The sequence below is a fragment of the Micromonospora sp. CCTCC AA 2012012 genome, assembly GCF_040499845.1.
Classification (GTDB): Bacteria; Actinomycetota; Actinomycetes; order Mycobacteriales; family Micromonosporaceae; genus Micromonospora; species Micromonospora mangrovi.
The window spans coordinates 5298788-5323953 of the sequence record NZ_CP159342.1; the positions used below are offsets into that span (position 1 = coordinate 5298788).

The window sequence follows — 25166 nt, forward strand, 5'->3', positions numbered from 1 at the left end:
GGACAAGTCGCTGGGAGGCGTCGCATGAAGAACCGTCCCCGTGGCGGTCTGGGCCGAGGGCTCGGGGCACTGATCCCGACCGCGCCGGTGGAGCCTCCCGCTCCGCTGAACGGTGAGTCGGAGACCTCCGGCCCGGCGGCGGTCGGCACTCCCGAACCGACCGCCCCGTCCCCGGTCGCTCCGGCCGTGGAGACCGGTCCGCAACTGAGCCCGGTGCCCGGCGCGCGATTCGCCGAGATTCCGGTCGACGCCATCCTGCCGAACCCGAAGCAGCCGCGTCAGGTCTTCGACGAGGAGGCCCTGGAGGAGCTGAAGACGTCCATCCAGGAGGTCGGCTTCCTCCAGCCGATCGTGGTCCGCCAGCTCGACGGCGAGAAGTACGAACTCGTCATGGGTGAGCGACGCTGGCGGGCTGCCCAGGCCGTCGGCCGGGAGAACATCCCCGCGATCGTCCGGGACACCAAGGACGACGCGATGCTCCGCGACGCGTTGCTGGAGAACATCCACCGGGCCAACCTCAACCCGTTGGAAGAGGCCGCGGCGTACCAGCAGCTGCTCGAGGAGTTCGGCGCCACGCACGAGGAACTGGCCCGGCGGATCGGCCGGAGCCGGCCGCAGATCTCCAACACCATCCGGCTGATGAATCTGCCGGCCCAGGTGCAGCGCCGGGTCGCCGCCGGGGTGCTCTCCGCCGGTCACGCCCGGGCACTGCTGAGCCTCGACGACGCCGAGGCGCAGGAACAGCTCGCGTTGCGCATCGTCGCCGAGGGCATCTCCGTACGCGCCACCGAGGAACTGGTGGCGCTGGCGCTGGCCGACGGGCCCGCGAAGACCCCCGCCGCCAAGCGGCGGTCCAAGCCGCATGCCCCGGCGCTGACCGACCTGGCGGACCGGCTCTCCGACCGGTTCGACACCCGGGTGAAGGTCGACATCGGCCGCAGCAAGGGAAAGATCACCATCGAGTTCGCCACGGTCGACGACCTGGAGCGGATCGTGGGGATCATCGGGGTCGGCGAGGAGGAGCAGTCCGGCGAGTGAGCCGCCCCCGTCCGGCTTTCGGCCGCGTTCCCCGCCACGGGGTACGCGGCCGATCCGTTTCCCGGCCCCGAGGCCGGATCGGCGGATCTGCCCTCGCCGGTCCACGTGGAAGTAAGGGCGGGTCGGGCACACCACGAGCCTCGTGCCCTCGCCCCCCGTGATCCCGTGACCGGTCGGCGGTAGCCGTCTGGGAGGGGCAGCAATGACTGACCACACTGGGGCTGCCCAGTGCCGTTTCCTGACCGCCCTCGTTTCACGTGAAACGAGGGCGGTGGTGGTAGCGGACGGAACCTCAGCTCCAACGCCCGGCCTGGGAGGCCGAGCAGGTCTGCCGAGGTTGCCGAAGGGGCGGACTGCGGATCTCCGTCAGTCGCCCGAGACGGGATTCAGGAACGGCCGTCCGGCTTCGGGCGAGGCGGTCGCCCCGTGCTCCTTACGGCTGGACAGCCGACGCTCGCCACCCCGGCTCAGTGGGCTCCTACCCCGAATCGGACCGCTCCGCCGATCATCTGCGGCACGTCGAGCGGACGTGCCGCAGGCGGAAGGTTCTGCCTCGAACGAGGGGGCGGGGCCGTACCGCCGAGCGATCGGCATGCCAGGCGGTTGTGGTGATCCCAGCCTTTGTCGAAAGACGCGGCGGAGGGCCGACACGATCACGGGCGACACCAAGACCCCGAAGAAGCCGACCGCAGAGCACCCGGCGAGAGGACGAGTCCCGGAGGTGATCGGGCACTTTCGGCCGCCAGCGCGGATCACGACCGCCCCGGTTGATCACGATCACCCCGCCACCGGGATGGCGACCGCCCCAGTCGATCACGGACACCCCGTCACCAGGATCACGGCCGCCCCGGTTGATCACGAACGCCCCGTCACCGGGATGACGACCGCCCCGGTTGATCACGAACACCCTGTCGCCGGGGCGAAGTGACGCTCCGCTGAGACGGGTCATACCCGGTTCTTGAGCCCGCCTGACGGGCCCTGGACGCGTGGGCGCAAGTGCGGGCACGCCCGTGGTCTCCCGAACCGGCAGCGCGCCCTCCTCGTCGTGCTGAGGCCCTGACACCACTGGCGACGCTCACGCTTAGGCATGGCCATCATCACGCGCGCCACTGGCACGCGAACTGAAGTGAGCTGATCCGGGCGGCCGAGGTCACGAGTAGAGCCCGCTTGCCAGCATGGTTTCACGTGGAACAGAGGCGCCTACGCGACGCGAGCATCGGTGGCGCCCGGTCGAATAAGGCGACGAGCACTACTGCCAGCGGGAAGGTCGAGTGTTGTGGGGATCCTCCACCCAGAGACAGGGAGGGCACGTCCCCAACCACCCTTGGCCGGCCACCCCTGCTGTCGGCTGGCCACCCGCGCCCGTGCTCGCGGAGCTGCCTCCGTAGGTCTGGCATTCGCTGACGACTACTACGACGAGATCAGCCGTGGCTGCAAAGAGCCACTGCTCGCCGCCCGGCCCGGCGACTGGGTCCTCGACGTGGGCTGCGGCAGAGCACGGAAGGGAGACTCCACCGGTTGCGGTTCTGCCCAGCGAGGGCCGAACGGCCGTTGGTTCCGCCCCTCCCGGACCGCCGGCTTGAACAGAGGCAACTCTTCGTTCCCGACAACCAGCTCCCGCAGCCATGGGGTAGAGGTAGCGCCCAGCCGCTCCCGTCGTGTTCCACGTGAAACGACCGGGACTCCCAGGCGTGGACCCGGGTTGGGCCAACCACTCGGTCCGGCACCACGCCGCTGCCGGAACCGGCATCGGTGGGCCCTCGGCCCGCAGTCTCGGTGTCAAGATTTCACGTCCCGGGCAGTGCCGATCTCGGACTCGGTCGTTAGAAAGTGAGGGCCCGCCCGAAAGCCCCACCGGAGTTGTGGACGACCGGACGGGACCGCCCCCAGTTATCCACAGCGGTTTTCCACAGGCCACCCTCGTTTCACGTGAAACCCCGCGTGAAAGAGCCCACTGACCTGTGGATGACGCGGTGTGGTGGTGATCTCAGCACCCTGTGGACAACCTCGTGGACAAGGCCCGAACCCGGCCGATCCCAGTCGTGCGTTCCGGCATCCCGAAGCTAATTCAGGTAGGGACAGCCGTCGCCGTCTCGGTTAGGGTCAGCGTCGTGCAGGACACCCCTCCCTCAGTTCCAGACTTCACTCAATGGCCCTCCTTCCCCTTCGAGGGCGACCTCCGCGTCAAGAAGCTCGACGATCCGGTCCCGGTGGAACCTCCCCGTCGGGGTGAGGAAGATCGGGAGTGCACCGCGTGCAACGCCCCCGACGAGGCGTACATCTGGGTGGGCGAGCGGTGGCGGGTCCGCGCGATGGACCGGCCGACCGGCCTGCCGATGGTGCTCATCCTCGAATCCCGGTCTCACCTGGACCTGGGCGACCTGCCGAACCTCCTCGCCGCCGAACTCGGCGTGATGACGGTGCGGCTGGAGCGCGCGATCCGCTCACTCGACGGGGTGGCCCGGGTACACGTCAACCGCTGGGGTGACGGCTCGGCTCACCTGCACATGTGGTTCCTCGCCCGGCCGTACGGGCGGCTTCAGCTGCGCGGGACCTTCCTCTCCCTGTGGGACTCGATCCTGCCGCCCATCTCCGAGTCCCAGTGGCGGGAGAACCTCGCGATGGTCGCCGCCTGGCTGGCCGAGTTCGGTGGCCGACCCTTGGCGGAGCCGCCGCGCATCCAGTGGCAGGCACCGTCGAGTCTCTCCTCAGCGCCGGCAGCGGAAGCCGACGTCGTCGACGACGAGCCGGTGTCCGTGATCGAAGCGGCCGAGGAGATCCCCGAGCCGGAGCCCGAGTACGACAGCGCGAACGACACCGGCGACCTGGACGAGGGCGACGGGTCGGACGAGGGCGACACCGACGGGGAGAACCGGCCTCAGGGAAAGCCGGCGAACTGAGCTGACGCCGCCGGCGACCGAACGGCGGCCGGTCCGGGATCCAGGCCCCTGCGCACGCTCGACCCCGGTGACAGCGGCGGTGGCGGCCAGGGGCGCGAGGACCGCCGACACCGGCCCGAGCCACCCGAGGCTCGGGCCACGCGGACGAGCAGCCTGGAAGGCGATCGGACCGGCCGACGCCGAGGACGGCGGAACCGTCAGCGACGGCGGAACCGTCAGGGGCGGCGAGCTGCCGCGCGGGTGACCAGCGAGCCGAGGAGCCGGCCGAGGTCCAGCCCGGCTGCCTGGACCGCGAGCGGCAGCAGGGACGTCTCCGTCATGCCCGGGGAGACGTTCACCTCCAGCACGTGCGGCTGCCCGGCCGCGTCGACGATCAGATCCACCCGGGACAGGTCCCGCAGGCCGAGCGCCCGGTGGGCGGCGAGGGCCACCTCCGCCACCCGTGCGGTCACGTCGGCGTCCAGCCGCGCGGGGGCGTGCCAGGTGGTCCGGCCGGCGGTGTAGCGGGCGGCGTAGTCGTAGACGCCGTTGCGGGGGACGATCTCCACCGGCGGGAGCGCCTGCGGGCCGTCGCCGAGGTCCACCACGGAGACCGCCACGTCCATGCCCGGCACGTAACGCTCGACGAGAGCGGTCTGGTCGTACGCGAAGCAGCCGACCATCGCGGCCGGGAGTGACCCGGCGTCCCGGACCACCGCGGCGCCCAGGCCGGAGCCGCCCTGCGCCGGCTTCACCATCAGCGGCAGGCCGAGGCGGTCGACGATGCGGTCCAGCACCGCCACCGCGCCGAGTTCCGAGAACCGGTCGTGCGGCAGGGCCACCCAGTCCGGGGTGGGGATGCCGGCCTCCCGGAGCACCGCCTTCGCCGACGGCTTGTCCCAGGCGAGTCGGGACGCCCGGGCGTCGCAGCCGACGTAGGGGACGTCGCAGAGGTCGAGGACGCCGCGCAGCGAGCCGTCCTCGCCGGTGGCGCCGTGCAGGGCGATCACCACCGCGTCGGGCGGGTCGGCCGCGAGCGCGGGCAGCAGCGCCACGTCCGCGTCCCGCAGCTCGGCCTCCACGCCGACCGCCCGCAGGGCGTCGAGCACGCGCCGGCCGGAGCGGAGCGAGACGTCCCGCTCGTAGGAGAGCCCACCGGCGAGGACCAGCACGTGCAGGTCGGTGGTGACGGCGGGACCGGTCATGGGATTCGGTGCGGTGGAGCTGACAGCCATGCGGGAATCATGCCAAGTCGGGTCCGGGCGCGTCGGAGCCGCCCTGGCGCCGCCGTGGACCGGGACCGCCCACCGCGCCGAAGACCCGGCGCATGGCGATGTCCTGCTCCATCACGCCGGCCAGCCGGCGGACGCCCTCCCGGATCCGCTCCGGCGACGGGAAGGAGAAGTTCAACCGCATGTTGCCCGTACCGGTGCCGTCGGCATAGAAGCCGGTGCCGGGCACGTAGGCCACCCGGGCGGCGATGGCCCGGGGCATCATCGCCTTCGAGTCGAGGCCGTCGGGCAGGGTCGCCCAGACGAAGAGCCCACCGCCGGGAGTGGTCCAGGTGGTGCCCGCCGGCATCAGGTCCGCCATGGCGTCGAGCAGCGCGTCGCGGCGCTCGCGGTAGACCTCCCGGTAGACCTTGAGCTGCTGCCGCCACGGCATGGTGCTCAGGTACGTCGAGACGGCCGCCTGGGCGTATCCGCTGGGGCAGAGGATCTGTGCCTCGCTGGCGATCACCAGCTTGTCGCGGACCGCGTGCGGCGCGAGGATCCACCCCACCCGCAGGCCGGGGGCGAAGGTCTTGGAGAAGGTGCTGAGATAGAAGACGCCGTCGCGGCGGCGGGCGCGCAGCGGCTTCGGGGCCTCACCCTCGAAACCGAGCTGACCGTACGGGTCGTCCTCCACCACCAGCAGGCCGGCGCGCTCGCAGATGTCGAGCACCCGCTCCCGCCGCTCCTCGCTCAACGTCACGCCGGTCGGGTTCTGGTAGGTCGGGATGGTGTAGAGGAACTTCACCCGCCGTCCCGCCCGGGCGAGGTCGGCGATGGCTGCCTCCAGCGCCTCCGGGACGAGCCCGTCGTCGTCCATCGGCACGTGCACGACCTGCGCCTGGGCGGCCTGGAACACGCCGAGTGCGCCGACGTAGGTCGGGCCCTCGGCGAGCACCACGTCACCCGGATCGAGGAAGAGCCGGGCCACCAGGTCCAGCGCCTGCTGGCCGCCGACGGTGACCACCACGTCCTCCGGGGAGGCGCCGCAGGACGCGTCGATCCCGGAGAGGGACATCACCTCGCAGATCCGCTCACGCAGCTCCAGGGTGCCCTGGCCGATGCCGTACTGGAGGGTGGTGGCACCGTGCTCGGAGCCGAGCCGGCCGAGCATCTCGCCGACCGCGTCGAGCGGGAGCGCGGCGATGTAGGGGGCCCCACCGGCGAGCGACACGACCTCCGGCCGGCTGGCCACCGCGAAGAGCGCCCGGATCTCGGAGGCGGTCATCCCCCGGACCCGCCGGGCGTACCGGTCGGTGTAGTCGTCGAGTGTCGTGCCGGTCATGACATCACCTCGATCAGGTGTCGGCGGGCCTGCCGCTCGGTGTGGTACCCGCGGGGCCGGCAACCATGGCGGCGCGCGGACACCGGTTGCTCGATGGTAGTCCGCCCCGGCCTGGAACGTCCCCACGCCGTGAGGTTCTTCCACATCCCGGACCGCCGTCACCGGCTCGGGTGGGCATTCGCGCGTCCCCTCCCGTACGGTCCGGTTGCGGCGTACCATCGCTCGTCGGGGGCAGGAAAGCGGTGCCGGGCCGTGGTGGTTTCCCCTCCGAGCCTAGTTGTGGGGATGCGCTGATGTCGCGACGTCTGGTCAGTCTGACCCTCGACACCCTCGAAGACCTGCCCCGCCCGTGCCGGCAGTGCGTCTACTGGGAGCTGGATCCCGTCTCCGCCGACCGTGCCTGCGCCGCCGGCGACCCCGGGTTGGAGAAGGAGGCGTGGGTCTCCCAGACGCTGCTGGAGTGGGGTTCCTGCGGCAAGCTGGCGTACGTCGACGGCATGCCCGCCGGTTTCGTCATGTACGCCCCGCCGGCCTACGTGCCCCGCTCGATGGCCTTTCCGACCTCGCCGGTCTCCGCCGACGCCGCGCTGCTGATGACCGCCAACGTGGTGCCCGCCTTCGCCGGTGGCGGCCTGGGCCGGATGCTGGTGCAGGGCGTCGCCCGGGACCTCACCAAACGGGGCATCAAGGCGATCGAGGCGTTCGGGGACGCGAAGTTCGGCGACGGTGACGACCCGACCCGCGCCTGCGTCGCCCCGGCCGACTTCTTCCTCTCGGTGGGCTTCAAGACGGTCCGCCCGCACCCCCGCTTCCCGCGCCTGCGGCTGGAGCTGCGCACCGCGCTGAGCTGGAAGTCGGACGTCGAGTACGCGCTGGAGAAGCTGCTCGGTTCGATGAGCCCCGAGACGCTGCTCCGGCCGGTCCGCCCGGCCCCGGCGACCCGCTCGACGGCCGGCTGAGCGGTCAGCCGGTCCGGGTGCCGGCGGCCACCACCGCCCGCAGCTCGCTCACGTCGATCGAGCCGGTCGGCACGTCCCGCTCGATCGGGAAGTACATCCGCTGCACGGCGGCGACGATCGCCTCGACCACCCGGTCGCGGAACCTCGGGTCGACCAGCCGACCCCGGTCCTCCGGGGAGGTCAGGTAGCCGACCTCGACCCGTACCGCCGGCATCTTCGTCAGCCGGAGCAGGTCCCAGGCCTTGGCGTGGGTACGGCAGTCGCGCAGCCCGGTCCGCGCCACGATCTCCCGCTGCACCAGCCCGGCCAGCCGTTCGCCGGTGGCCGAGGTGACCCCGTTGTCGGTGCCGTAGTGGTAGGTCGCCACCCCGTTGGCGGCCGGGTTGGCGTGCCCGTCGGTGTGCAGCGAGATGAACACGTCGGCGCCGAGGGAGTTGGCGAGCTGCGCCCGGTCGGCGTCCGGGAGGCAGGTCTGCGGGGCCGGGCCGCGGGTGAGCTGCACCCGCACCCCGGCGGCGGCGAGCCGCCCCTCCAGCCGGCTGGCCAGGTCGTGCACCAGGTCCGCCTCGATCCAGCGCAGCGGCCCGTCCGGCACCACCATGCCCGGGTCGGTGCCGCCGTGCCCCGGGTCGATCACCACGGTGCGGCCGACGAGGGCCGGCCCGGCCTGTCGGATCGCGTCGGACTCGCGCAGCCACTGGGGTCGCCCGCCGACCACCTTCCGACCGAGGCGACGCAGTGCGCCCATGGTGTGCGGGCCGCAGGAACCGTCCGGTTTGAGGCCCATCTCCCGCTGGAACTGGGCGACCGCCCGGGCGGTACGGACGCCGTAGACGGCGTCGGCGCGTCCGGTGTCGTACCCCATCTCCAGGAGCCGTTCCTGGAGCGAGCGGACGTCCTCGCCGATGAGCGGCTCGGGCACCGCGTGGTAGAGGGTGCGGGCGCCGAGCCGCCAGCGGGCGGCGTCCAGGGCCTGCCAGGTCTCGGTACCGACCCGGCCGTCCACGCTGAGCCCCCGGGACTGCTGGAAGGCGCGGACGGCGCGTTCCGTCGCGGCGTCGAAGTCGTCGCCGTGGCCGTCGGGCGGGAGCAGGTCGAGGCCGGTGAGGACGGTACGGATCTCGGTCACCGCGGGTCCCCGGTCACCGGGTCGGATCGGACGCACGCACGACCCCCTCTGCTGCGGATGCTTACGGAGCGTATCGTGACCGCTCACCGATCGGCTCCAGGTTCGCGCAGGTCAGAGCCCGGAAAGACGGAACCCCGCGCCCGGGATCGGGCGCGGGGTTCTCCAGGTGTACGTCGGCTCTACAGAGCGGACTCGATGAGCTTGACCAGCTCGCCCTTCGGCTTCGCCCCGGCGATCGACTGCACCGGCTCGCCGTTCTTGAAGACGGTGAGGGTCGGCACGGACATCACCCGGTAGGTCCGGGCGGTCTCGGGGTTCTCGTCGATGTTGAGCTTGACGATGCTGACCTGGTCACCCATCTCGCCGGCGATCTCCTCCAGCAGCGGCGACACCTTGCGGCACGGGCCGCACCACTCCGCCCAGAAGTCCACCAGGACCGGCTTGTCGGACTTCAGCACGTCGCTCGCGAAGCTCGCGTCGGTGACCGCCTTGGTTGCTCCCACTATGAACCCCTCCTCCGGGAACTGCTTCTTGAAGGTCTTTCAGTCTTGCAGGGTGGCGATGAAGCGCTCGGCGTCCAGGGCGGCGGCACAACCCGTACCGGCCGCCGTGATCGCCTGCCGGTAGGTGTGGTCGACCACGTCACCGGCGGCGAAGACACCCGGGACGTTGGTCCGGGTGCTGGGCGCCTGCACCTTCACGTACCCCTCGTCGTCGAGTTCCACCTGCCCGCGGAAGAGCTCACTGCGCGGGTCGTGGCCGATCGCGACGAAGACGCCGGTCACGTCGAGCACCTTGCTCTCGCCGGTGTGCACGTTGCGCAGCCGGACCCCGCTGACCTTGCCGTCGTCGCCGAGGATCTCCTCGACGGTGGAGTTCCACTCGACCTTGATCTTCTCGTTGCCGAGCGCCCGCTCAGCCATGATCTTGCTGGCCCGGAACGAGTCACGGCGGTGGATGATGGTCACCGAGTCGGCGAACCGGGTGAGGAAGCTGGCCTCCTCCATCGCCGAGTCACCGCCGCCGACCACCACGATGTGCTGGTTGCGGAAGAAGAACCCGTCACAGGTGGCGCAGGACGACACACCGTGGCCCAGGTATTCCTGCTCACCGGGGACGCCCAGCGGACGCCACGCCGAACCGGTGGAGAGGATGACCGCCTTCGCCCGGTAGGCCGTCTCGCCGACCCAGACGGTGCTGACCGCGCCGGAACCGGTGTCGCCGGTGTCCTTCAGCTCGACCCGCGTCACGTCGTCGGTGAGGAACTCGGCACCGAAACGCTCGGCCTGCTTGCGCATGTTGTCCATCAGCTCGGGACCGAGGATCCCGTCCGCGAAGCCGGGGAAGTTCTCCACCTCGGTGGTGGTCATCAGCGCGCCGCCGGACTGCACGCCCTCGATCACGAGCGGCTTCAGGTTGGCCCGGGCGGCGTACACCGCCGCGGTGTAACCGGCCGGCCCGGAGCCGATGATGATCAGGTTGCGGACCTCGTCCACTGCCGTCTCCCGATGTGTGTGTTCGTCACCGGTGCGCACCGATGTCGATCCGAGTGCCGACCGCCCGAGGGAAGCCGGCGCCTGATGTGCAGAACGTCATCGTACGAAGCGGGGATTCCCGAGCCGGTCATCCGGTGGGTCAGGTCACGTGACGGGACAACCTGCGGTGACCGCGCCCTCACCCTACCCGCGTACGGAACCGGGTGTCCGCGCCGGATCCGGGGACGCCGCACTCGGGCCCGCTCACCCACGCCCACCGGGCGCCGGCGGCGTCCACGAAGTTGAGGACCAGGGCCGGGCGGCCCTGGAAGGAGGCGAAGTCGACCAGGTCGACGGTGACCGCGCCGCCGGCGTGCTCGGCGGCCACGGCGGCGAGGCAGGAGTCCAGCGCGTCGGAACCGGCGAGCCGACCCAGGTCGCCGCTGACGGAGAGGCGCTGAGCCTCGTCCTGCGGCACGTCCTGCGGGCTCTTCGGGGCGGCGGTGCCCATGGGCGGCACCATCGCCAGGGTGCGACCGGGCTCCGTCATCGACAGGTTGCTGCTCGACAACCGTTCGGGCGTCCAGTCCGTACCGCTGCGGCGCGGTGGGCCGGTGGTGCGGAACGGCGCGGCCAGCGGTCGGGCCGCGTTCCCCGCGCTCTGGTCCTGGGCGGTCACCGGCGCGCCGTCTCCGCCCGCCGTACCGACCAGCTGGTTGACGCCCAGCCCGACGGCGGCGATCGACGCGGCGGCCAGCGCGACCGGCCCGGCCAGTCGGGCCCATCGGCGTTGCCGGCGCCCGGGACCGGTGCCCTTGGTCGGCCCCTCGGCCGGCCGGGCCGTCCCGCTGCCGCGTCCCGGACGGCCGGTGCGCTGCCCGACGACCGTGACCGTCGGGGTGCCGCTGCGCCGCTGCCGGGCCACCCCGGGCTCCGCCGTCGGGTCCTCCTCGTCGTGGCTGTCCGGGCCGTCGGCGGCGCGGGGCTGCGGCACGTCGGCCGGAGCCGGACCGGCCCCGGCCAGTGCCGCGGTGATCCGGTCGGCGACCGCCAGGGGCAGCTCCGGCGCCGGGACGGCGGCCCAGTCGGCCAGGTCGGCCCGGACCAGGTCCAGCGCCGGCGCCAGCAGGGTGTACGCCTCGCGCCACGCCGGGTCCTCGTCGACCAGCCGGGCGACGGTGGCCTGTTCCGGGGTGCCGTCCAGGGCGCCGCCGAGGTAGTCGGCGAGCAGGTCGTGGTCGACCTCCCTGAACATCCCGGACGTCACGTCTCCTCCTGGCGGGGTTCCCGTCGGGCCAACCCCGACGACGATCCGACGGCGCCGGAGGCCCTGGGGTTCCCGGCGGTGACCCGCGGCACGTCGGACGTCGTACGGGCGGCCGGGCCCGGCATCGCGGTGGGCTCGTCGGAGCCGGTACGCAGGTGACCGAGGAGCACCGCCAGCCGGGCCCGGCCCCGGGCGCAGCGGCTCTTGACCGTCCCCTCGGCCACGCCGAGGATCCGGGCCACCTCGGCCACGGGATAGCCCTGCACGTCCACCAGGACGAGGGCGGCGCGCTGCTCGGCCGGCAGCTCGGCCAGCGCCTGGCGGACCACCAGGGCGGTGTCGTGGTCCCGGGCGGGTGCGGCGGGCTCCACCCCGCCGGTGTGCCGACCCGGCTCCGAGTCGGCGTGGACCCCGTCGGGCAACGGGACGGTGGCGTGCGTCTGCCGCCGACGCATCCGGTCCAGGCAGGCGTTCACCACGATCCGGTGCAGCCAGGTGGTGACCGCCGAGTCGCCGCGGAAGCGGGCCGCCGCCCGGTGCGCCGAGAGCAGCGCGTCCTGGAGGGCGTCCGCCGCCTCCTCCCGGTCGCCGATGGTCCGCAGGGCGACCGCCCAGAGCCGGTCCCGGTGCCGGTGGAACAGTTCGGTGAAGGCGTCCCGGTCACCGGCCACGTGGGCACGGAGCAGCTCGACGTCGGACGCCTCCGCGCCCGCCCCCGTACGCCCCGGCAGGTTCACGAACCCTGGACGGTGATCTCCTGGACACCGATCTTGTAGCCCCGGTCGTTCTCGGGCAGCTCGGTGAGCCAGAACAGCAGGTAGCGGTACTTCTTGTCGGGGTCGAAGCCGTTGCTGAAGGTCATCGTGGTGCCCCCGGCGGCCGGGACCTCGCCGATCGGCGACTTCAGGTATTCCGCCACCAGCGCCTTGTCACCGGCGGAGCTGGATCCGGGGTCGTTGCTGCCGGTGTAGAGCCGGGCGCTCGCCCCGCTGGCGGAGAGGACGGCCCGTACGGACTTGACGGTGTGCGGCGAGCCGAGGTCGAGCCAGACGCCCATGCCGCGCTTGAAGTTGCCGAAGTTGGCGGTCTTGTAGGTCTGGGTCTCCCAGCCCTCGTCCTCGCTGCCGTCGATCACCTTCTCGGCGTCGTCGAGCTCGTCGCGGACCTTGCTGTCCGGGTCGATGATCCGGACGTCCTCCACGGCGAGCTTCCGGATCGGGGCGGCCGAGGTGGTGTCGCCGGCCGGCGCGCTGTTGGAGGGGCGGGCGACCGGCTCGGTCTTCGGGTCCTTGTCGTCGCCGCCGCCGAGCGCGCTGATGCCGATGAGCAGACCGACCAGCGCGACGGCCAGCAGACCGGCGATGCCCAGGGCCACCTTGCGGCCTCCGGCGGCGGCCAGCGGGGAGGGCTCCTCGTCGGTGTCGGCCGAGAAGCGCAGCGGACCGGCCTGCGCCAGGAAGTGCTCGTCGGCCGGGATGTCCAGCCGGCCCAGCTCGGCCGCGAGCACCTCCGAGGAGGGCGGGGCGATCTCCGGGTCCAGCAGGTCCATGGTCAGGTCGTCCAGGTAGGCCGGCACACCGGCCCGGACCTGGCGGGGGGCGGCGATCCCCCCGGTGGCGTCGCGGACCGCGTCCGGGATGGCGGCGCGGCCGTGCCCCGCGGTGGCGCCGTGCAGCGGAGCCTCGCCGTGCGGCCAGTAGCCGGTCAGCGCGAAGTAGAGGATGCCGCCGACCGCCCGGATGTCGTTCTCCTGGCTGTCCGCGCCGTCGGTGCGGGCGTCGGCCAGCACGACGCGACCCTCGTCGCTGAGCATCACGGTGCCGGGGTGGACGTTTCCGTGCACCATGCCGGTCGCGTGCACCGCGGCCAGCGCGCTGGCGACGGCGTTGCCGATGGCGGTCGCCCGGGCCGGGTCCAGCGCCCCGTCGGTGGTGACCAGCTCGCGCAGGGACTGCCCGTCCACCCACTCGCGGACCACGTACGCGCGGTCGGCCTCGTCGATCGCGTCGTAGACGCCGACCAGGTTGGGGTGGATGACGCGGCTGGCCGCGACGGCGGCCTGGAGCATCTCGGTGGCGGAGTCGCCACCCGGGTAACGGAGGACCACCGCGACGGGACGGCGCAGCACGACGTCGACCCCGCGCCAGACCAACCGGCCCGCGCTGTCGTTGTTGATGTGCTCGACCAGCTCGTACCGCTCGGCGAGGATCTCACCGGCCGTGGGAGCACCGAAGGTCATGACGGGCGGAGCAGTCTCCTCCGCCTCCTGACCCTCGCCGACCTGGGTCACCCGTCCTCCCTCGGTGATCGTGTCGATCGATGGATCCGCGCTGCTGGGCATGTGCTTCCCGCTCTGCCTTCGATGGAACCGGCAGGCCGGCGTCGACACGCAGCGTCGGCACCTGCCGTACCCGTCGAGAGCGACCTTACCCGGGATGCCCCGTTCTCCGACATGTCATCTTCCCGCCGTGACCGCCCGGGAACCGGCAGCCGGGCGGTCCGCCCGGTGACGGCCGGAGTCAGCCAGGTTGCTGGCAGATGCACCAGCCAATCTAGAGGTTGACCGCAAGTAGTCGACGCAGGGGCGGCACCGGTGTGGCGACGCGTCCGACGCCATGTCGAATTCCCGCCGTTCGGGCCGTCACCCTCATCCGTACGGTTGGTTGTCCACAGGCCGTTAGGGCTGCTGAGCGGTGAATAATCGAGTTATCCACAGGCGTGTCCCCAGGCTGGTGATCCTCGTTTACCGTCCGTGTTCGGCGGGATCGAGGGGCCGGAGTCAGCGCCCCAGCCGGCGGCGGACCATCCCCACCACCTCGGTGATCTCGCTGATCCGCAGCACCATGGCCAGCCCCAGGTACGTCCCGGCGATCACCGCGCCGCCGATCACCAGCTGGACGGCGGCGGCCGACCAGCTCAGGTGCCCCGGGTCGCCGGGGAGCAGCTTGACCACGAGCAGCCCGACCAGCGCGGCGCCGAGCGCGGCGAGCACCACCCGACCCAGGGTGCGCATGATCGCGCCGAGCCCGATCCGGCCCACCCGGGGCCGCAGCAGCAGCGCCGAGATGATCGCCGCGGCCAGATAGGAGACGGCGTTGCCGAGCATCATGCCGGCCGCCGCGAAGGTGGCGGAGAAGGCGAGGAAGAGCCCGATCTGGAGGAGCACCCGCAGCGCCACCACCGGAATGTTGATCAGCGCCGGGGTGCGGGTGTCCGGCAGCGCGTAGAAGGCGAAGGTGAAGAGCTGGCTGATCGCGAAGGGCACCAGCCCCACCGCGGCGACCAGCAGCACGGTCGAGGTGGCGGTCGCGTTCTCCCCGGTGAAGGCGCCGTAGCGGAACACCACCACGGAGATCGGGCCGGCGAGCACGGCGTAGCAGACCGCGATCGGGGCGAGCACCGCGCTCACCATCCGGGTGCCCCGGGACAGGTCGGCGGTCACGTCGCGGAACCGGCCGTCGGCGGCGGCGGCGCTCATCCGGGGCATCAGCGCCGTGATGATCGAGACGGCGATGATCCCGTGCGCCATCATCAGCAGCAGGAAGACGTTGTTGTAGATCAGCAGGCCGGCGTTCTTGCCCTTCCCGCCGGTGGCCCGGGTGAGCAGGTTGACCACCACGAAGAGGCCGAGCTGGTTGACCGCGACGTAGCAGAACATCCAGGCGCCGAGCTGGGCCAGCTCACGGAGCCCCAGCTCACGGAAGTCGAACCGCCACTTCCACCGGAAGCCGACCTTGCGCAGCGCGGGCAGCAGGCCGACGGCCTGGACCGCCACACCGAGCAGGGTGCCGCCGCCGACCAGCAGGATCCGGTCCCAGCCCACCTCGTCGGGGCGCAGCCCGGTGGCACCGTAGACGACGATGTAGAGGCCGAAGGTGCCGATGGAGACGATGTTGTTGAGGATCGGCGCCCACATCGGGGCGGCGAAGTGGCCGCGGGTGTTCAGCACTGCCGCGATCAACGCGCTGATGCCGGTGAAGAAGAGCATCGGCAGCATCAGGTACGACAGCCGGGTCACCAGGTTCGTGTAGGCCGGGTCCTTGCCGCCGGCGGCGTAGATCGCGGTCAGCACGGGCGCCAGCAGCACCGCGATCAGCGCGGTGGCGGCGAGCGCGAGCACCGCCAGGGTGAGCAGCCGCTGCGCGTACGCCTCGCCCCGGTCCGCGTCGGTCTTGCGGCGGCGGACCAGCACCGGGATCAGCACGCTGGTGAGCACGCCGCCCAGCAGGAACTCGTACACCTGGTTCGGCAGGAACTGGGCGGTGGTGAACGCGTCGCCGACCATGGTGCCGAGGGCGGCGCCGATCATCAGGTTGCGGATGAAGCCCGTACCCCGGCTGACCAGGCTGCCGACGGCCATCACCGCGCTGTTCGCGGCGGCGCTGGTCTCCGCGACCTGCTCCGGCGGCGGCGCGGTGGCCTCCACCGCCGGCTGGTTCAGCGGCTCGGCCGAGATGAACGTCGCCTCGTCCGTGGGAGGGATCGCGCCGTCCGGCGTGGCGTTGGAACTGCGGTAGAGCCCGCCACTCATCGGAGCCTCCCAGGGTCACGTCGGGACGGGGTGCCGCCCCGACGATGAAGAACCTTAGTCAACCTGTACCTCTTACCCGCGCCCGGCGGCGGTGTTCCCGGAGAGGACCGATAGGCTGGCGATCCCATGTCCGAAGCCTCCGCATCCCACGCCGCCGACCGCCGCGAGCTGACCGCCGCGCAGCGCAACGCCGTCGCCGAACTGCTCCGCGTCTCGCCGGTCGCCGACGAGCTCGGTCGCCGGTTCGCCGAGGCGGGCCACGAACTGCACCTGGTGGGTGGTTCCGTCCGGGACGCCCTGCTCGGCCGGCTCGGCGAGGACCTGGACTTCTGCACCGACGCCCACCCGGACCAGACGCTGCAGATCGTCAAGGGCTGGGCCGAGGCGATCTGGGAGACCGGTCGGGAGTTCGGCACCATCGGCTGCCAGCGCGACGGCCTCCAACTGGAGATCACCACCTTCCGCGCGGAGGCGTACGACCAGGTCAGCCGGAACCCGGTGGTCGAGTACGGCACCAGCCTCGACGACGACCTCAAGCGGCGTGACTTCACCATCAACGCGATGGCCGTGAGCCTGCCCGAACACCGGTTCACCGATCCGCACGGCGGCCTCGCCGACCTCGCCGCCAAGGTCATCCGTACCCCCGGCACGCCGCAGGAGTCGTTCCGGGACGACCCGCTGCGGATGCTGCGCGCGGCCCGGTTCGCCGCCCAGCTCCGCTTCGCCGTCCACCCCGACGTCCGGGCGGCGATGGCCCGGATGGCTCCCGACCTGGACCGGATCACCGCCGAGCGGATCCGGGACGAGTTCACCAAGCTGCTCTGCGGCGCCGACCCGATCACCGGGCTGCGGCTGCTGGTCGACACCGGGCTGGCCGAGCGTTTCCTGCCCGAGCTGACCGGGTTGAAGCTGGAGATCGACGAGCACGCGCAGCACAAGGACGTCTACGAGCACACCCTCACCGTCGTCGAGAACGCCATGTCGATGGAGGAGAACGGCTGCGACTTCGTGCTGCGGATGGCCGCGCTCATGCACGACGTGGGCAAGCCGGCCACCAAGGCGGTCGGGTCGGACGGGCGGGTCAGCTTCCACCACCACGAGGTGGTCGGTGCCCGGCTGACCAAGGCCCGGATGAAGGCCCTGCGCTATCCGAAGGACGTCACCGCCCAGGTGGTCAAGCTGGTCGGCCTGCACCTGCGCTTCTACGGGTACGGCCGGGGCGAGTGGACCGACTCGGCGGTCCGCCGGTACGTCGCCGACGCCGGTGACCTGCTCTCCCGGCTGCACAAGTTGACCCGGTCGGACTGCACCACCCGGAACCGGCGCAAGGCCGCCGCCCTGGCCGCCGACTACGACGCGCTGGAGGAGCGGATCGCCCGGATCGCGGCCGACGAGGACCTGGCCCGGGTCCGCCCCGACCTGGACGGCAACGCGATCATGGAGCTGCTCGGCGTACCGCCGGGGCCGGTGGTGGGGAAGGCGTGGCAGCACCTGAAGGAGCTGCGCCTGGAGCGCGGGCCGCTGGACCGCGACGAGGCCGAGGCGGAGCTGCTTCGCTGGGCCCGGGAACAGGGCATCGCCGGCTGACCCCGGCCCCTTCGACGACGACACGCCGGCGTATCGACCGAACGGTTGACGCCCTTCGCGGCGATCTTCCCGCATGATGTATCGGCGTCCTTCCGCCCTGCCGACCGCAGTCCGGGGCGGGACGCGTCGATCACCCGTCGCCCGTCCGTCGTGGACGGTCACCGACCCACGGGGAGAAACACACGTGCTACGCCGTTCAGCGGTGGCCGGGCTCGCCCTCGCCACCGCGACCACACTCGCCTGCGTCACCACCGGCGGTCCCGCCTCGGCCGCCCCGCTCGCACCGGACAAGGTGCGCGGCACCGACTCGCCCGACGCCGTGCCGGGCCGCTGGATCGTCGTGCTCAAGGACCGCAAGGCCAGCGCCCGCACCGTCCGCACCACCGCCGACGGGCTTGCCGACACCGCCGGCGGTTCGGTCGGCCGGATCTTCAGCAGCGGCCTCCGCGGCTGGTCGGCGCAGATGAGCCCGGCGCAGGCCGCCCGGCTCGCCGCCGACCCCGACGTCGCGTACGTCGAGCAGGTCCGCAAGTTCTCCGTCGCCGGCACCCAGAGCACCCCGCCGTCGTGGGGGCTGGACCGGATCGACCAGACCACCCCGGTGCTCAACCGCTCCTACACCTACCCGACCACCGCCGCCGACGTGACCGCGTACATCGTGGACACCGGCATCGACATCAGCCACCAGCAGTTCGGCGGCCGGGCCAGCTACGGCTACGACTTCGTCGACAACGACGCCGTCGCCGACGACTGCGAGGGGCACGGCACCCACGTCGCCGGCACCGTCGGCGGCAGCACGTACGGCGTCGCCAAGGACGTCAAGCTCGTCGCCGTACGGGTGCTCGACTGCAACGGTGAGGGCTACAGCGACCAGCTGGTCGCCGCCATCGACTGGGTCACCGCGAACGCCGCGAAGCCGGCCGTGGTGAACATGAGCCTCGGCTTCGGCGGGGTCGTGCAGTCCGTGGACGACGCGGTCAACCGCTCCATCGCGGCCGGCGTCACGTACGCCGTCGCGGCCGGCAACGACCACGGCGACGCCTGCCTCGCGTCGCCGGCGCACGTGCCCGACGCGATCACCGTCGGCGCCACCGACCACCTGGACTTCCGCGCCTGGTTCTCCAACTTCGGTCCCTGCCTGGACGTCTTCGCGCCGGGCGTGAACATCACCTCGTCGATCGGCGAGAGCACCGGCACGGCGGTGGAGAGCGGCACCTCGATGGCCTCCCCGCACGTGGCCGGTGCCGCCGCTCTGCTGCTGTCGGCGCACCCCGACTGGACGCCGCAGCAGGTCCGCGACGCGATCGTGACCGGTGGCATCTCCGGTGCCGTGCAGGACGGTCGCAACTCGGTGAACCGGCTGCTGCACGTCGGCCCGACGCAGGCGGCCCGGTCCTCGTTCGGTCTGCGGGCGCGGGTGAACGGCCGGCTCGTCACCGCGGAGAGTGCGGGCACCCTGCCGCTGATCGCCCGCAGCACGGCGCTCGGCCCGTGGGAGAAGTTCGACGTGGTGCCGACCAGTGACGGCTTCGTCGCCCTGCTCGCCAAGATCAACGCGAAGTACGTCACCGCGCCCGCCTCCGGCACCTCACCGCTGATCGCGAACAAGACCACCATCGGCGCGGCGGAGAAGTTCACCGTCGTGGACAACTCCGACGGCAGCGTCAGCCTGAAGGCCAACTCCAACGGCAAGTACGTGATGGCCGACAACTCCGGCAAGCTGCCGCTGATCGCCAAGTCCACCGCGATCGGCCCGTGGGAGAAGTTCGACTTCACCGCCCCGGCGCCCACGGTCAGCATCAAGGCCACCGCCAACGGCAAGTACGTCACCGCCCAGAGCGCCGGCACGCTGCCGCTGCTCGCCAAGGCCACCGCGGTCGGCCTCTGGGAGAAGTACGAGGTGGTCGACGCCGGGCTGGGCTTCGTCGCCCTGCGGGCCAAGGTGAACAACAAGTTCGTCACCGCGGAGAGCGGCGGCGCCCGTCCGCTGATCGCCCGGTCCGCCAGCATCGGCGCCTGGGAGAAGCTCTGGGTGCTCGACTACAACACCGACGGGACGCTCTATCTCGTCGCGGCGGTCAACAACAAGGTGATCACCGCGGAGAGCGGCGGCGCCCGTCCGCTGATCGCGAACCGGACCATCGACTGGTCCAGCCCCACCCTGGGGGTCGGCGCCTGGGAGAAGTTCACGGTGACCCCGATCCAGCCCTGACGTACCACCCGAACGACGGTGCCCGCCGGAGGAATCCGGCGGGCACCGTCGTTTCTGCGGGTCGGTCAGTGCTCGACGCTGCTGCCGTCCACCGTGGCCCTGCCGTTGGTGTGCGCGCCACTCAGCTTGGCGAGCAGCCCGGCCAGGTCGATGCCGGTCAGGTCGGTGCCGAGCTGGAGGCCCTGGGCGACGTTTCCGGCGACCGACTTGGTCAGCGACGAGGCACCGTCGGTGGAGATGACGGTCATCTTGTCGATCGCGCCGATCGGGGCGCTGGCCGCCTCGACCACCTGCGGCAGCACCCGGACCAGCAGGTCCAGCACGGCGGCCTCGCCGTACGCGGCGAACGCCTCGGCCTTGCGGGCCATCGCCTCCGCCTCGGCCTGACCCTTGGCCAGGATCGCCGCGGCCTCCGCCTGGCCCTCGCGCTCGATCGCGTCGGCGATCGCGGTACGCCGGCGCTGCTCGGCCTCACCCTCCTTGGCACCCTCGACCGCGTTCGCCTCGGCCAGCGCGGCCCGGCGGGCCCGCTCGCCCTCACCGGTGAGCCGGGCCTGCTCGGCCTCGGCCTGCGCGGCCGCGATGGTCGCCTGCCGCCGCGCGTCGGCGTTCAGCACCGCCGCGTTGCGGGCCGCCTCGGCCTCCTGCTCGACCTTGTAGCGGGCCGCGTCGGCGGGCTTGCGCACCTCGGTGTCGAGCTGCCGCTGCTTCAGCTCCGCGTTCCGCTCGGCCACCTTCTGCTGCTCGGAGAGGATCGCCTGGTCCCGCTCGGCCTGGGCGAGCGGACCGGCCGCCGCCGACTTCGCCTTGGCGGCGTCGATCTCCGCCTGGATGCCGGCCTGCTTGAGGGAGAGGTTCCGGTTCGCCTCGGCGATCGCCTCCTCGGCGAGCAGCCGCTCCTGCTCGGCCTGCTGCCGGGCCCGGGCCTCGGCGATGGCCGCGTCCTTGAGCACCCGCGCGGCCTCCGGCCGCCCCAGGTCCTGCAGGTACGACCCCTCGGCCAGGATGTCCTGGAGTTGGAAGGTGTCCAGCACCAGCCCCTGGTTGGTCATCGAGTGCTCGGCCTCCTCCGCCACCGCGCTGGCGAACGCCGCCCGGTCCCGGATGATCTCCTCGACGGTGAGCCGGCCGACGATGGAGCGGAGCGCGCCGGCCAGCACCTCCCGGGTGAAGTTGTCGATCTCGTCCTGCTGGTGCAGGAAGCGCTGGGCGGCGGCGCGGATCGCGTCCTCGGTCCCGCCGATTTTCACGATCGCCACGCCGTGCAGCTCCGTACGGATGCCCTGCTTGCTCACCGCACCCTTGATGCCGACGTCGATCCGGCGGCTGGACAGGTCGAGCGACTGGAGCTTCTGCACCACCGGCAGCACGAAGACCGACGCGCCGAGGACGACCTTCTGCCCGGACATGTCGGTGGAGCGCAGGCCGTCGGCGGTCTGGGTGGTCCGACCCTTGCGGCCGGTGACGATGAACGCCTCGTTCGGACCGGCCACCTTGATCCGGGAGAGCACGAAGAGGATGAGGACGACGGCGAGGAGGACCGCGCCGCCGATGGCGACGAGCAGGGGCATGGGAGTTCCCGTCTGTCGGGGGTTCAGTAGGTTTCGACGTGCACGCTGGTCTCGCTCAGCGCCTGGACCACGAAGATCTGGGCACCGACCGGGATGGGCTGGTCGGCGCGGGCGTTGAGCTTGACCGGCTGGCCGGCGACGCGAACCCGGACCTCGCCGTAGCCGCCGGCGGGGACCGGGGTGACGACCAGGCCGATCGCGCCGACCAGGTCGTCGCGGGTGGGGGTGGGGTCGGTGCGCATGTCGCGCGCCGCCCGGGTCAGCCGGATCGCCAGCCACGCGGTGGGCACGGCCGCGAGCACGCCGCCGGCCGCCGCCGCGGCGACCATCCCGGGGGTACGTCCACCGAGGAGCTCGTTGACGATCGCGGCCCCGAAACCGAACGCCCCGACGAAGCCGGCGACCGCCTCGACCGACACCGGACCGTCGACGTCGGGGTGGCCGATGTGGAGCAGCCCGGCACCGAGCAGGGCGAGCGCCAGCACGCCGACGCCGGCCCCGCCGATGATCAGAAAGACGAGCGTCCCCGTGGCCACGACCTGCACGGTAGTCCGCCGACGCAACCGGACGACCTTGAGCGACGGGTCAGCGAGGGCTGAGGGTGAGGTGCTGTGCGACGAGTTCCCTCGGCAGCGGTTGCCGGACCAGTTCCCGACCGGCCGGGTCGGCGAGCACGTAGTCGCCGGCCCCGATCGGCTCGCGGTAGAGCAGTCGGTCGTCGGAGACCCAGACGACGTCGGCGGCCGGCAGCGGGTTCACCACCCGGCCGGTGGCGGTCTCGACCAGCAGCGGCTCCCGCTGCCCCTGGACGACCACCAGCCTCCCGTCCGGCGACCAGGCGTCCGGCCCCGCCGGGTCGCCGGGAACCGGGACGAGCCGGGTCGGCTGCCCGTCATCGGCGGAGAAGAGCTGTACGCCCCGCCGCTCGTCCCGGACCGCCTCGTTGTGGTCGCCCCCGCCGGTCTGCGGCAGCGCGACCTCCCGGCCGTCCCGGGTCCAGGTGAAGTTGCAGTAGTCGGTGCAGAACCACCGCCTCCGGTCCACCGGGTACGTGTGCGTCGTGCCGTCGGTCTCCAGCACGATGAACCCCTCGTGATCGAGTCGGCGGGTGGTGAGGAGCAGCCGTCGGCCGTCCGGGGACCACTGGGGGTCGGAGAGGGCGCGGCCCACCTCGTACCAGTGGAACCTGCCGGTGCGCAGGTCCGCCAGGCCGACCTGGCGGGGTCGTTTCTCGTCCCGGACCGCGACGAAGGACCCCGTGGGCGCCGGATAGACGCCGTCGAAGCTGCTGGTCCTGCGGTATTCGCCGGTGCCGCGGTCCAGCACGAAGGCCCGCCCCGCGCCACCCGGGTACGCCGCGCCGACCACCAGCCGGTCGCCGGGCAGCAGCAGCGGCTTCGTGGTCCAGTCCGGCCCCGGCGTGGGCAGCACGGTCGGCTCGGGGGTGGCCGTGGCGGGGGGCGTGGCCGGCGGCGCGACCGGGTCCGGCCGGAGCAGCACGAACGGCAGGAGCACCGCGACGATCGCCGCCAGTGCGGCCCCCGCGGCGGTGGCCCGCCGACGGCGGCGCAGCCGGCGGCCCCGACGCAGCGCCGCACCGGCCAGGTCCGGTGCGGGCCGGACCCCGGCCGCGAGGTCGTGTACGGCCGCCCGCAGGGCGTCCTCCGCCGACCGGGTCATCGCGTCACCTCCGAGCGCTCGGTCAGGTCGTCCAGTCCGGGCACCAGTACGCGGAGCTTCGCCAGCGCCTTCGACGCCTGGCTGGCCACGGTGCCGGCCCGGCAGCCGAGGAGCGCGGCGGTCTGCTCGACGCTGAGGTCCTCCAGGTAGCGCAGGGTGAGCACGGCGCGCTGCCGGGGCGGCAGGGCCAGCAGCGCCTCGCGCAGCAGCATCCGCAGGTCGGCGTCGTGACCGCTGTCGCCGGTCGCCGCCCGCTCCGGCAGCACCGCGACCGGCACCTCCGGGCGCCGCGCCCGACGCCGCCAGCCGGAGACCTGGTCGTGGTAGAGGATCCGTTTCACGTACGGCTCGGCGTCGCCCCGGATCCGCGGCCACCGGGCGTACGCCTTGGCCAGCGCGTTCTGCAGCAGGTCCTCGGCCGCGTGCTGGTTGCCGGCGAGCGCGTACGCGATCCGCAGCAGCGCGTCGCCCCGTTCGTTGACGAACGCGGTGAACTCCCCGTCGGTCACCTCAGTCACCGCCCACCTCCGCTAACCAGGACGCGGGCCACGCCGGAAACTTTGCCTCGGTCCGCGCGTGGAGTCGATGTCGTGGGGCAGGAGCAGAATGGCGGGCATGCGCTGGGCCGTGCTCGATTCCCCGATCGGTGAGTTCTCCGTGGCCACCGAGGGCGGGGCGGTGTGCGGGGCGCACTTCGGCCGGGTGGAGTCGGCGGTCGAGGAGCCCGTCGACGAGGTGGCCCGGCTGGCCGTGGCGGAGCTGCGGGCGTACTTCGCCGGTGCGGCGACCGGCTTCACGGTGCCGGTGCTGGCGCCTCGGGGGTCACCGTTCGAACGGGCCGTCTGGCGCGAGATGACCCGCATTCCGTACGGCGAGAAGCTCACCTACGGCGAGGTGGCCCGGGCGGTCGGCGAGCCGGGCGCGGCGCGGGCGGTCGGGGTGGCGTGCAACCGGAACCCGGTGCCGGTGCTGGTGCCCTGTCACCGGATCGTCGGGGCGGGCGGCAAGCTGGTCGGCTTCGGCGGCGGCCTGCCCCGCAAGGTCACCCTGCTGGAGCTGGAGGCGTCGGTGGCGCTGCGCCGCGTCTGGCTGCCCGAGGGTTGATCGCACACGTCGTCGCCGTACCTGGAGATGTCGGAGTGAACGCGCGAGGGCCGGGTCCGTGCGGACCCGGCCCTCGGTGCTGCGTGGTTCAGCGCGTCAGCGCTCGACCTCGCCCTTGATGAACGCCTCGACGGCGGCGTGCGCGTCGTGGTCGGCGTACTGGGTGGGCGGGGACTTCATGAAGTACGAGGAGGCCGAGAGGATCGGGCCACCGATCTTGCGGTCCAGCGCGATCTTCGCGGCCCGGACGGCGTCGATGATGACACCGGCCGAGTTCGGCGAGTCCCACACCTCGAGCTTGAGCTCGGCGTTCAGCGGGGTGTCACCGAAGGAGCGGCCCTCCAGGCGGATGTACGCCCACTTGCGGTCGTCGAGCCACGGCACGTGGTCCGACGGGCCGATGTGCACGTCGCTCTTGCTCATCTCGTGCGGGATCTGCGAGGTCACCGACTGGGTCTTCGAGATCTTCTTCGAGACCAGGCGGTTGCGCTCCAGCATGTTCATGAAGTCCATGTTGCCGCCGAAGTTGAGCTGGTACGTGCGCAGCAGCTCGACACCGCGGTCCTCGAAGAGCTTCGCCAGCGCGCGGTGCACGATGGTGGCGCCGACCTGGCTCTTGATGTCGTCACCGACGATCGGCAGGCCCGCGTCCTCGAACTTCTTCGCCCACTCGGGGTCGGAGGCGATGAAGACCGGCAGGGCGTTCACGAACGCGCAACCGGCGTCGATCGCGGCCTGCGCATAGAACTTGTCGGCCTGCTCGGAGCCGACCGGCAGGTAGGAGACGACCACGTCGACCTGCGCGTCACGCAGCGCCTTGGCGACGTCCACCGGCTCGGCGTCCGACTCCTCGACGATCTCGCGGTAGTACTGGCCCAGACCGTCGAAGGTCGGACCGCGCTGGACGCTGACGCCGGTCGGCGGCACGTCGCAGAGCTTGATGGTGTTGTTCTCGCTGGCGACGATCGCCTCCGCGAGGTCCATGCCCACCTTCTTGGCGTCCACGTCGAACGCCGCGACAAACTCCACGTCCGATACGTGGTAGTCGCCGAAGGTGACGTGCATGAGACCCGGGACGCGGTCGTTCGGGTCGGCGTTCCGGTAGTACTCCACGCCCTGCACGAGGGACGAGGCGCAGTTACCCACACCGACGATGGCGACGCGGACGGAGCCCATAG

19 protein-coding genes and 1 pseudogene are annotated in these 25166 nt (G+C 72.1%); 6 read left to right on the forward strand and 14 right to left on the reverse strand.

Annotated elements, in window-relative coordinates; genetic code table 11:
• The first annotated feature begins 24 nt into the window (after positions 1-24).
• Both ABUL08_RS23755 and ABUL08_RS23760 read left to right on the forward strand, forming a co-directional pair.
• A complete protein-coding gene (locus ABUL08_RS23755; RefSeq protein WP_350932177.1) occupies positions 25-1038 on the forward strand; it encodes a ParB/RepB/Spo0J family partition protein in 1014 nt (337 codons plus the stop codon).
• A 2111-nt stretch (positions 1039-3149) separates the two neighbouring features.
• Positions 3150-3741 (forward strand): annotated as a pseudogene (locus ABUL08_RS23760) (hypothetical protein); the annotation flags it as partial.
• Positions 3742-4153: 412 nt separating this feature from the next.
• Here the strand turns inward: ABUL08_RS23760 and ABUL08_RS23765 are convergent.
• Both ABUL08_RS23765 and ABUL08_RS23770 read right to left on the reverse strand, forming a co-directional pair.
• A complete protein-coding gene (locus ABUL08_RS23765; RefSeq protein ID WP_350932178.1) occupies positions 4154-5152 on the reverse strand; it encodes a D-alanine--D-alanine ligase family protein in 999 nt (332 codons plus the stop codon).
• 7 nt (positions 5153-5159) lie between these two features.
• Positions 5160-6473 (reverse strand): aminotransferase-like domain-containing protein, encoded by a 1314-nt coding sequence (locus ABUL08_RS23770; RefSeq protein WP_350932179.1) that lies wholly within the window; start codon positions 6471-6473, stop codon positions 5160-5162.
• Positions 6474-6766: 293 nt separating this feature from the next.
• On the opposite strand from ABUL08_RS23770, the gene ABUL08_RS23775 reads away from it, so the two are divergent.
• Positions 6767-7432 (forward strand): GNAT family N-acetyltransferase, encoded by a 666-nt coding sequence (locus ABUL08_RS23775; protein WP_350932180.1) that lies wholly within the window; start codon positions 6767-6769, stop codon positions 7430-7432.
• Between the two features lie 4 nt (positions 7433-7436).
• On the opposite strand, the gene ABUL08_RS23780 is transcribed toward ABUL08_RS23775, so the two are convergent.
• From ABUL08_RS23780 to murJ, 7 genes are all read right to left on the reverse strand, one after another.
• Positions 7437-8597: an N-acetylmuramoyl-L-alanine amidase gene (locus ABUL08_RS23780; protein WP_350932181.1), complete on the reverse strand. Its 1161-nt coding sequence runs from the start codon at positions 8595-8597 to the stop codon at positions 7437-7439.
• 143 nt (positions 8598-8740) lie between these two features.
• Positions 8741-9064: a thioredoxin gene (trxA, locus tag ABUL08_RS23785; RefSeq protein WP_350932183.1), complete on the reverse strand. Its 324-nt coding sequence runs from the start codon at positions 9062-9064 to the stop codon at positions 8741-8743.
• Between the two features lie 39 nt (positions 9065-9103).
• Positions 9104-10057: a thioredoxin-disulfide reductase gene (trxB, locus tag ABUL08_RS23790; protein WP_350932184.1), complete on the reverse strand. Its 954-nt coding sequence runs from the start codon at positions 10055-10057 to the stop codon at positions 9104-9106.
• Between the two features lie 178 nt (positions 10058-10235).
• Positions 10236-11303 (reverse strand): hypothetical protein, encoded by a 1068-nt coding sequence (locus tag ABUL08_RS23795; protein ID WP_350932185.1) that lies wholly within the window; start codon positions 11301-11303, stop codon positions 10236-10238.
• Positions 11300-12034, reverse strand: a complete 735-nt coding sequence (gene sigM, locus ABUL08_RS23800; RefSeq protein WP_377522574.1) for an RNA polymerase sigma factor SigM — start codon at positions 12032-12034, stop codon at positions 11300-11302. The genes ABUL08_RS23795 and sigM overlap by 4 nt, the downstream gene beginning before the upstream one ends.
• A 2-nt stretch (positions 12035-12036) precedes the next feature.
• Positions 12037-13644 carry a protein kinase family protein gene (locus ABUL08_RS23805; protein WP_350932187.1) on the reverse strand — a complete coding sequence of 536 codons (1608 nt, stop codon included), beginning with the start codon at positions 13642-13644 and terminating at the stop codon, positions 12037-12039.
• Positions 13645-14082: 438 nt separating this feature from the next.
• Positions 14083-15834, reverse strand: coding sequence for a murein biosynthesis integral membrane protein MurJ (murJ, locus tag ABUL08_RS23810; protein ID WP_350932189.1), 1752 nt, complete (start codon positions 15832-15834; stop codon positions 14083-14085).
• Positions 15835-15960: 126 nt separating this feature from the next.
• Between murJ and ABUL08_RS23815 the strand changes: the two genes are divergently transcribed.
• Complete coding sequence (locus ABUL08_RS23815) at positions 15961-17421, forward strand: CCA tRNA nucleotidyltransferase (RefSeq protein WP_350932190.1); 1461 nt, start codon at positions 15961-15963, stop codon at positions 17419-17421.
• 184 nt (positions 17422-17605) lie between these two features.
• Positions 17606-19633 (forward strand): S8 family serine peptidase, encoded by a 2028-nt coding sequence (locus ABUL08_RS23820; protein WP_350932191.1) that lies wholly within the window; start codon positions 17606-17608, stop codon positions 19631-19633.
• A 65-nt stretch (positions 19634-19698) separates the two neighbouring features.
• Here the strand turns inward: ABUL08_RS23820 and ABUL08_RS23825 are convergent, their stop codons facing one another.
• From ABUL08_RS23825 to ABUL08_RS23840, 4 genes are read right to left on the reverse strand one after another with little or no spacing between them, the layout of a single operon-like run.
• Positions 19699-21204 (reverse strand): flotillin family protein, encoded by a 1506-nt coding sequence (locus ABUL08_RS23825; protein ID WP_350932192.1) that lies wholly within the window; start codon positions 21202-21204, stop codon positions 19699-19701.
• 23 nt (positions 21205-21227) lie between these two features.
• The gene (locus ABUL08_RS23830; protein WP_350938808.1) at positions 21228-21749 is read right to left on the reverse strand and encodes a hypothetical protein; all 522 of its coding nucleotides are present in this window, start codon (positions 21747-21749) and stop codon (positions 21228-21230) included.
• Positions 21750-21789: 40 nt separating this feature from the next.
• Positions 21790-22884: a TolB-like translocation protein gene (locus ABUL08_RS23835; RefSeq protein ID WP_350932193.1), complete on the reverse strand. Its 1095-nt coding sequence runs from the start codon at positions 22882-22884 to the stop codon at positions 21790-21792.
• Positions 22881-23402 carry a SigE family RNA polymerase sigma factor gene (locus ABUL08_RS23840; protein ID WP_350932195.1) on the reverse strand — a complete coding sequence of 174 codons (522 nt, stop codon included), beginning with the start codon at positions 23400-23402 and terminating at the stop codon, positions 22881-22883. The genes ABUL08_RS23835 and ABUL08_RS23840 overlap by 4 nt, the downstream gene beginning before the upstream one ends.
• A gap of 97 nt (positions 23403-23499) precedes the next feature.
• Here ABUL08_RS23840 and ABUL08_RS23845 point away from each other — a divergent pair, with 97 nt between their 5' ends.
• The gene (locus tag ABUL08_RS23845; RefSeq protein WP_350932196.1) at positions 23500-23988 is read left to right on the forward strand and encodes a methylated-DNA--[protein]-cysteine S-methyltransferase; all 489 of its coding nucleotides are present in this window, start codon (positions 23500-23502) and stop codon (positions 23986-23988) included.
• A 96-nt stretch (positions 23989-24084) separates the two neighbouring features.
• On the opposite strand, the gene ABUL08_RS23850 is transcribed toward ABUL08_RS23845, so the two are convergent.
• Complete coding sequence (locus ABUL08_RS23850) at positions 24085-25164, reverse strand: inositol-3-phosphate synthase (RefSeq protein WP_350932197.1); 1080 nt, start codon at positions 25162-25164, stop codon at positions 24085-24087.
• Positions 25165-25166 lie beyond the last annotated feature (2 nt).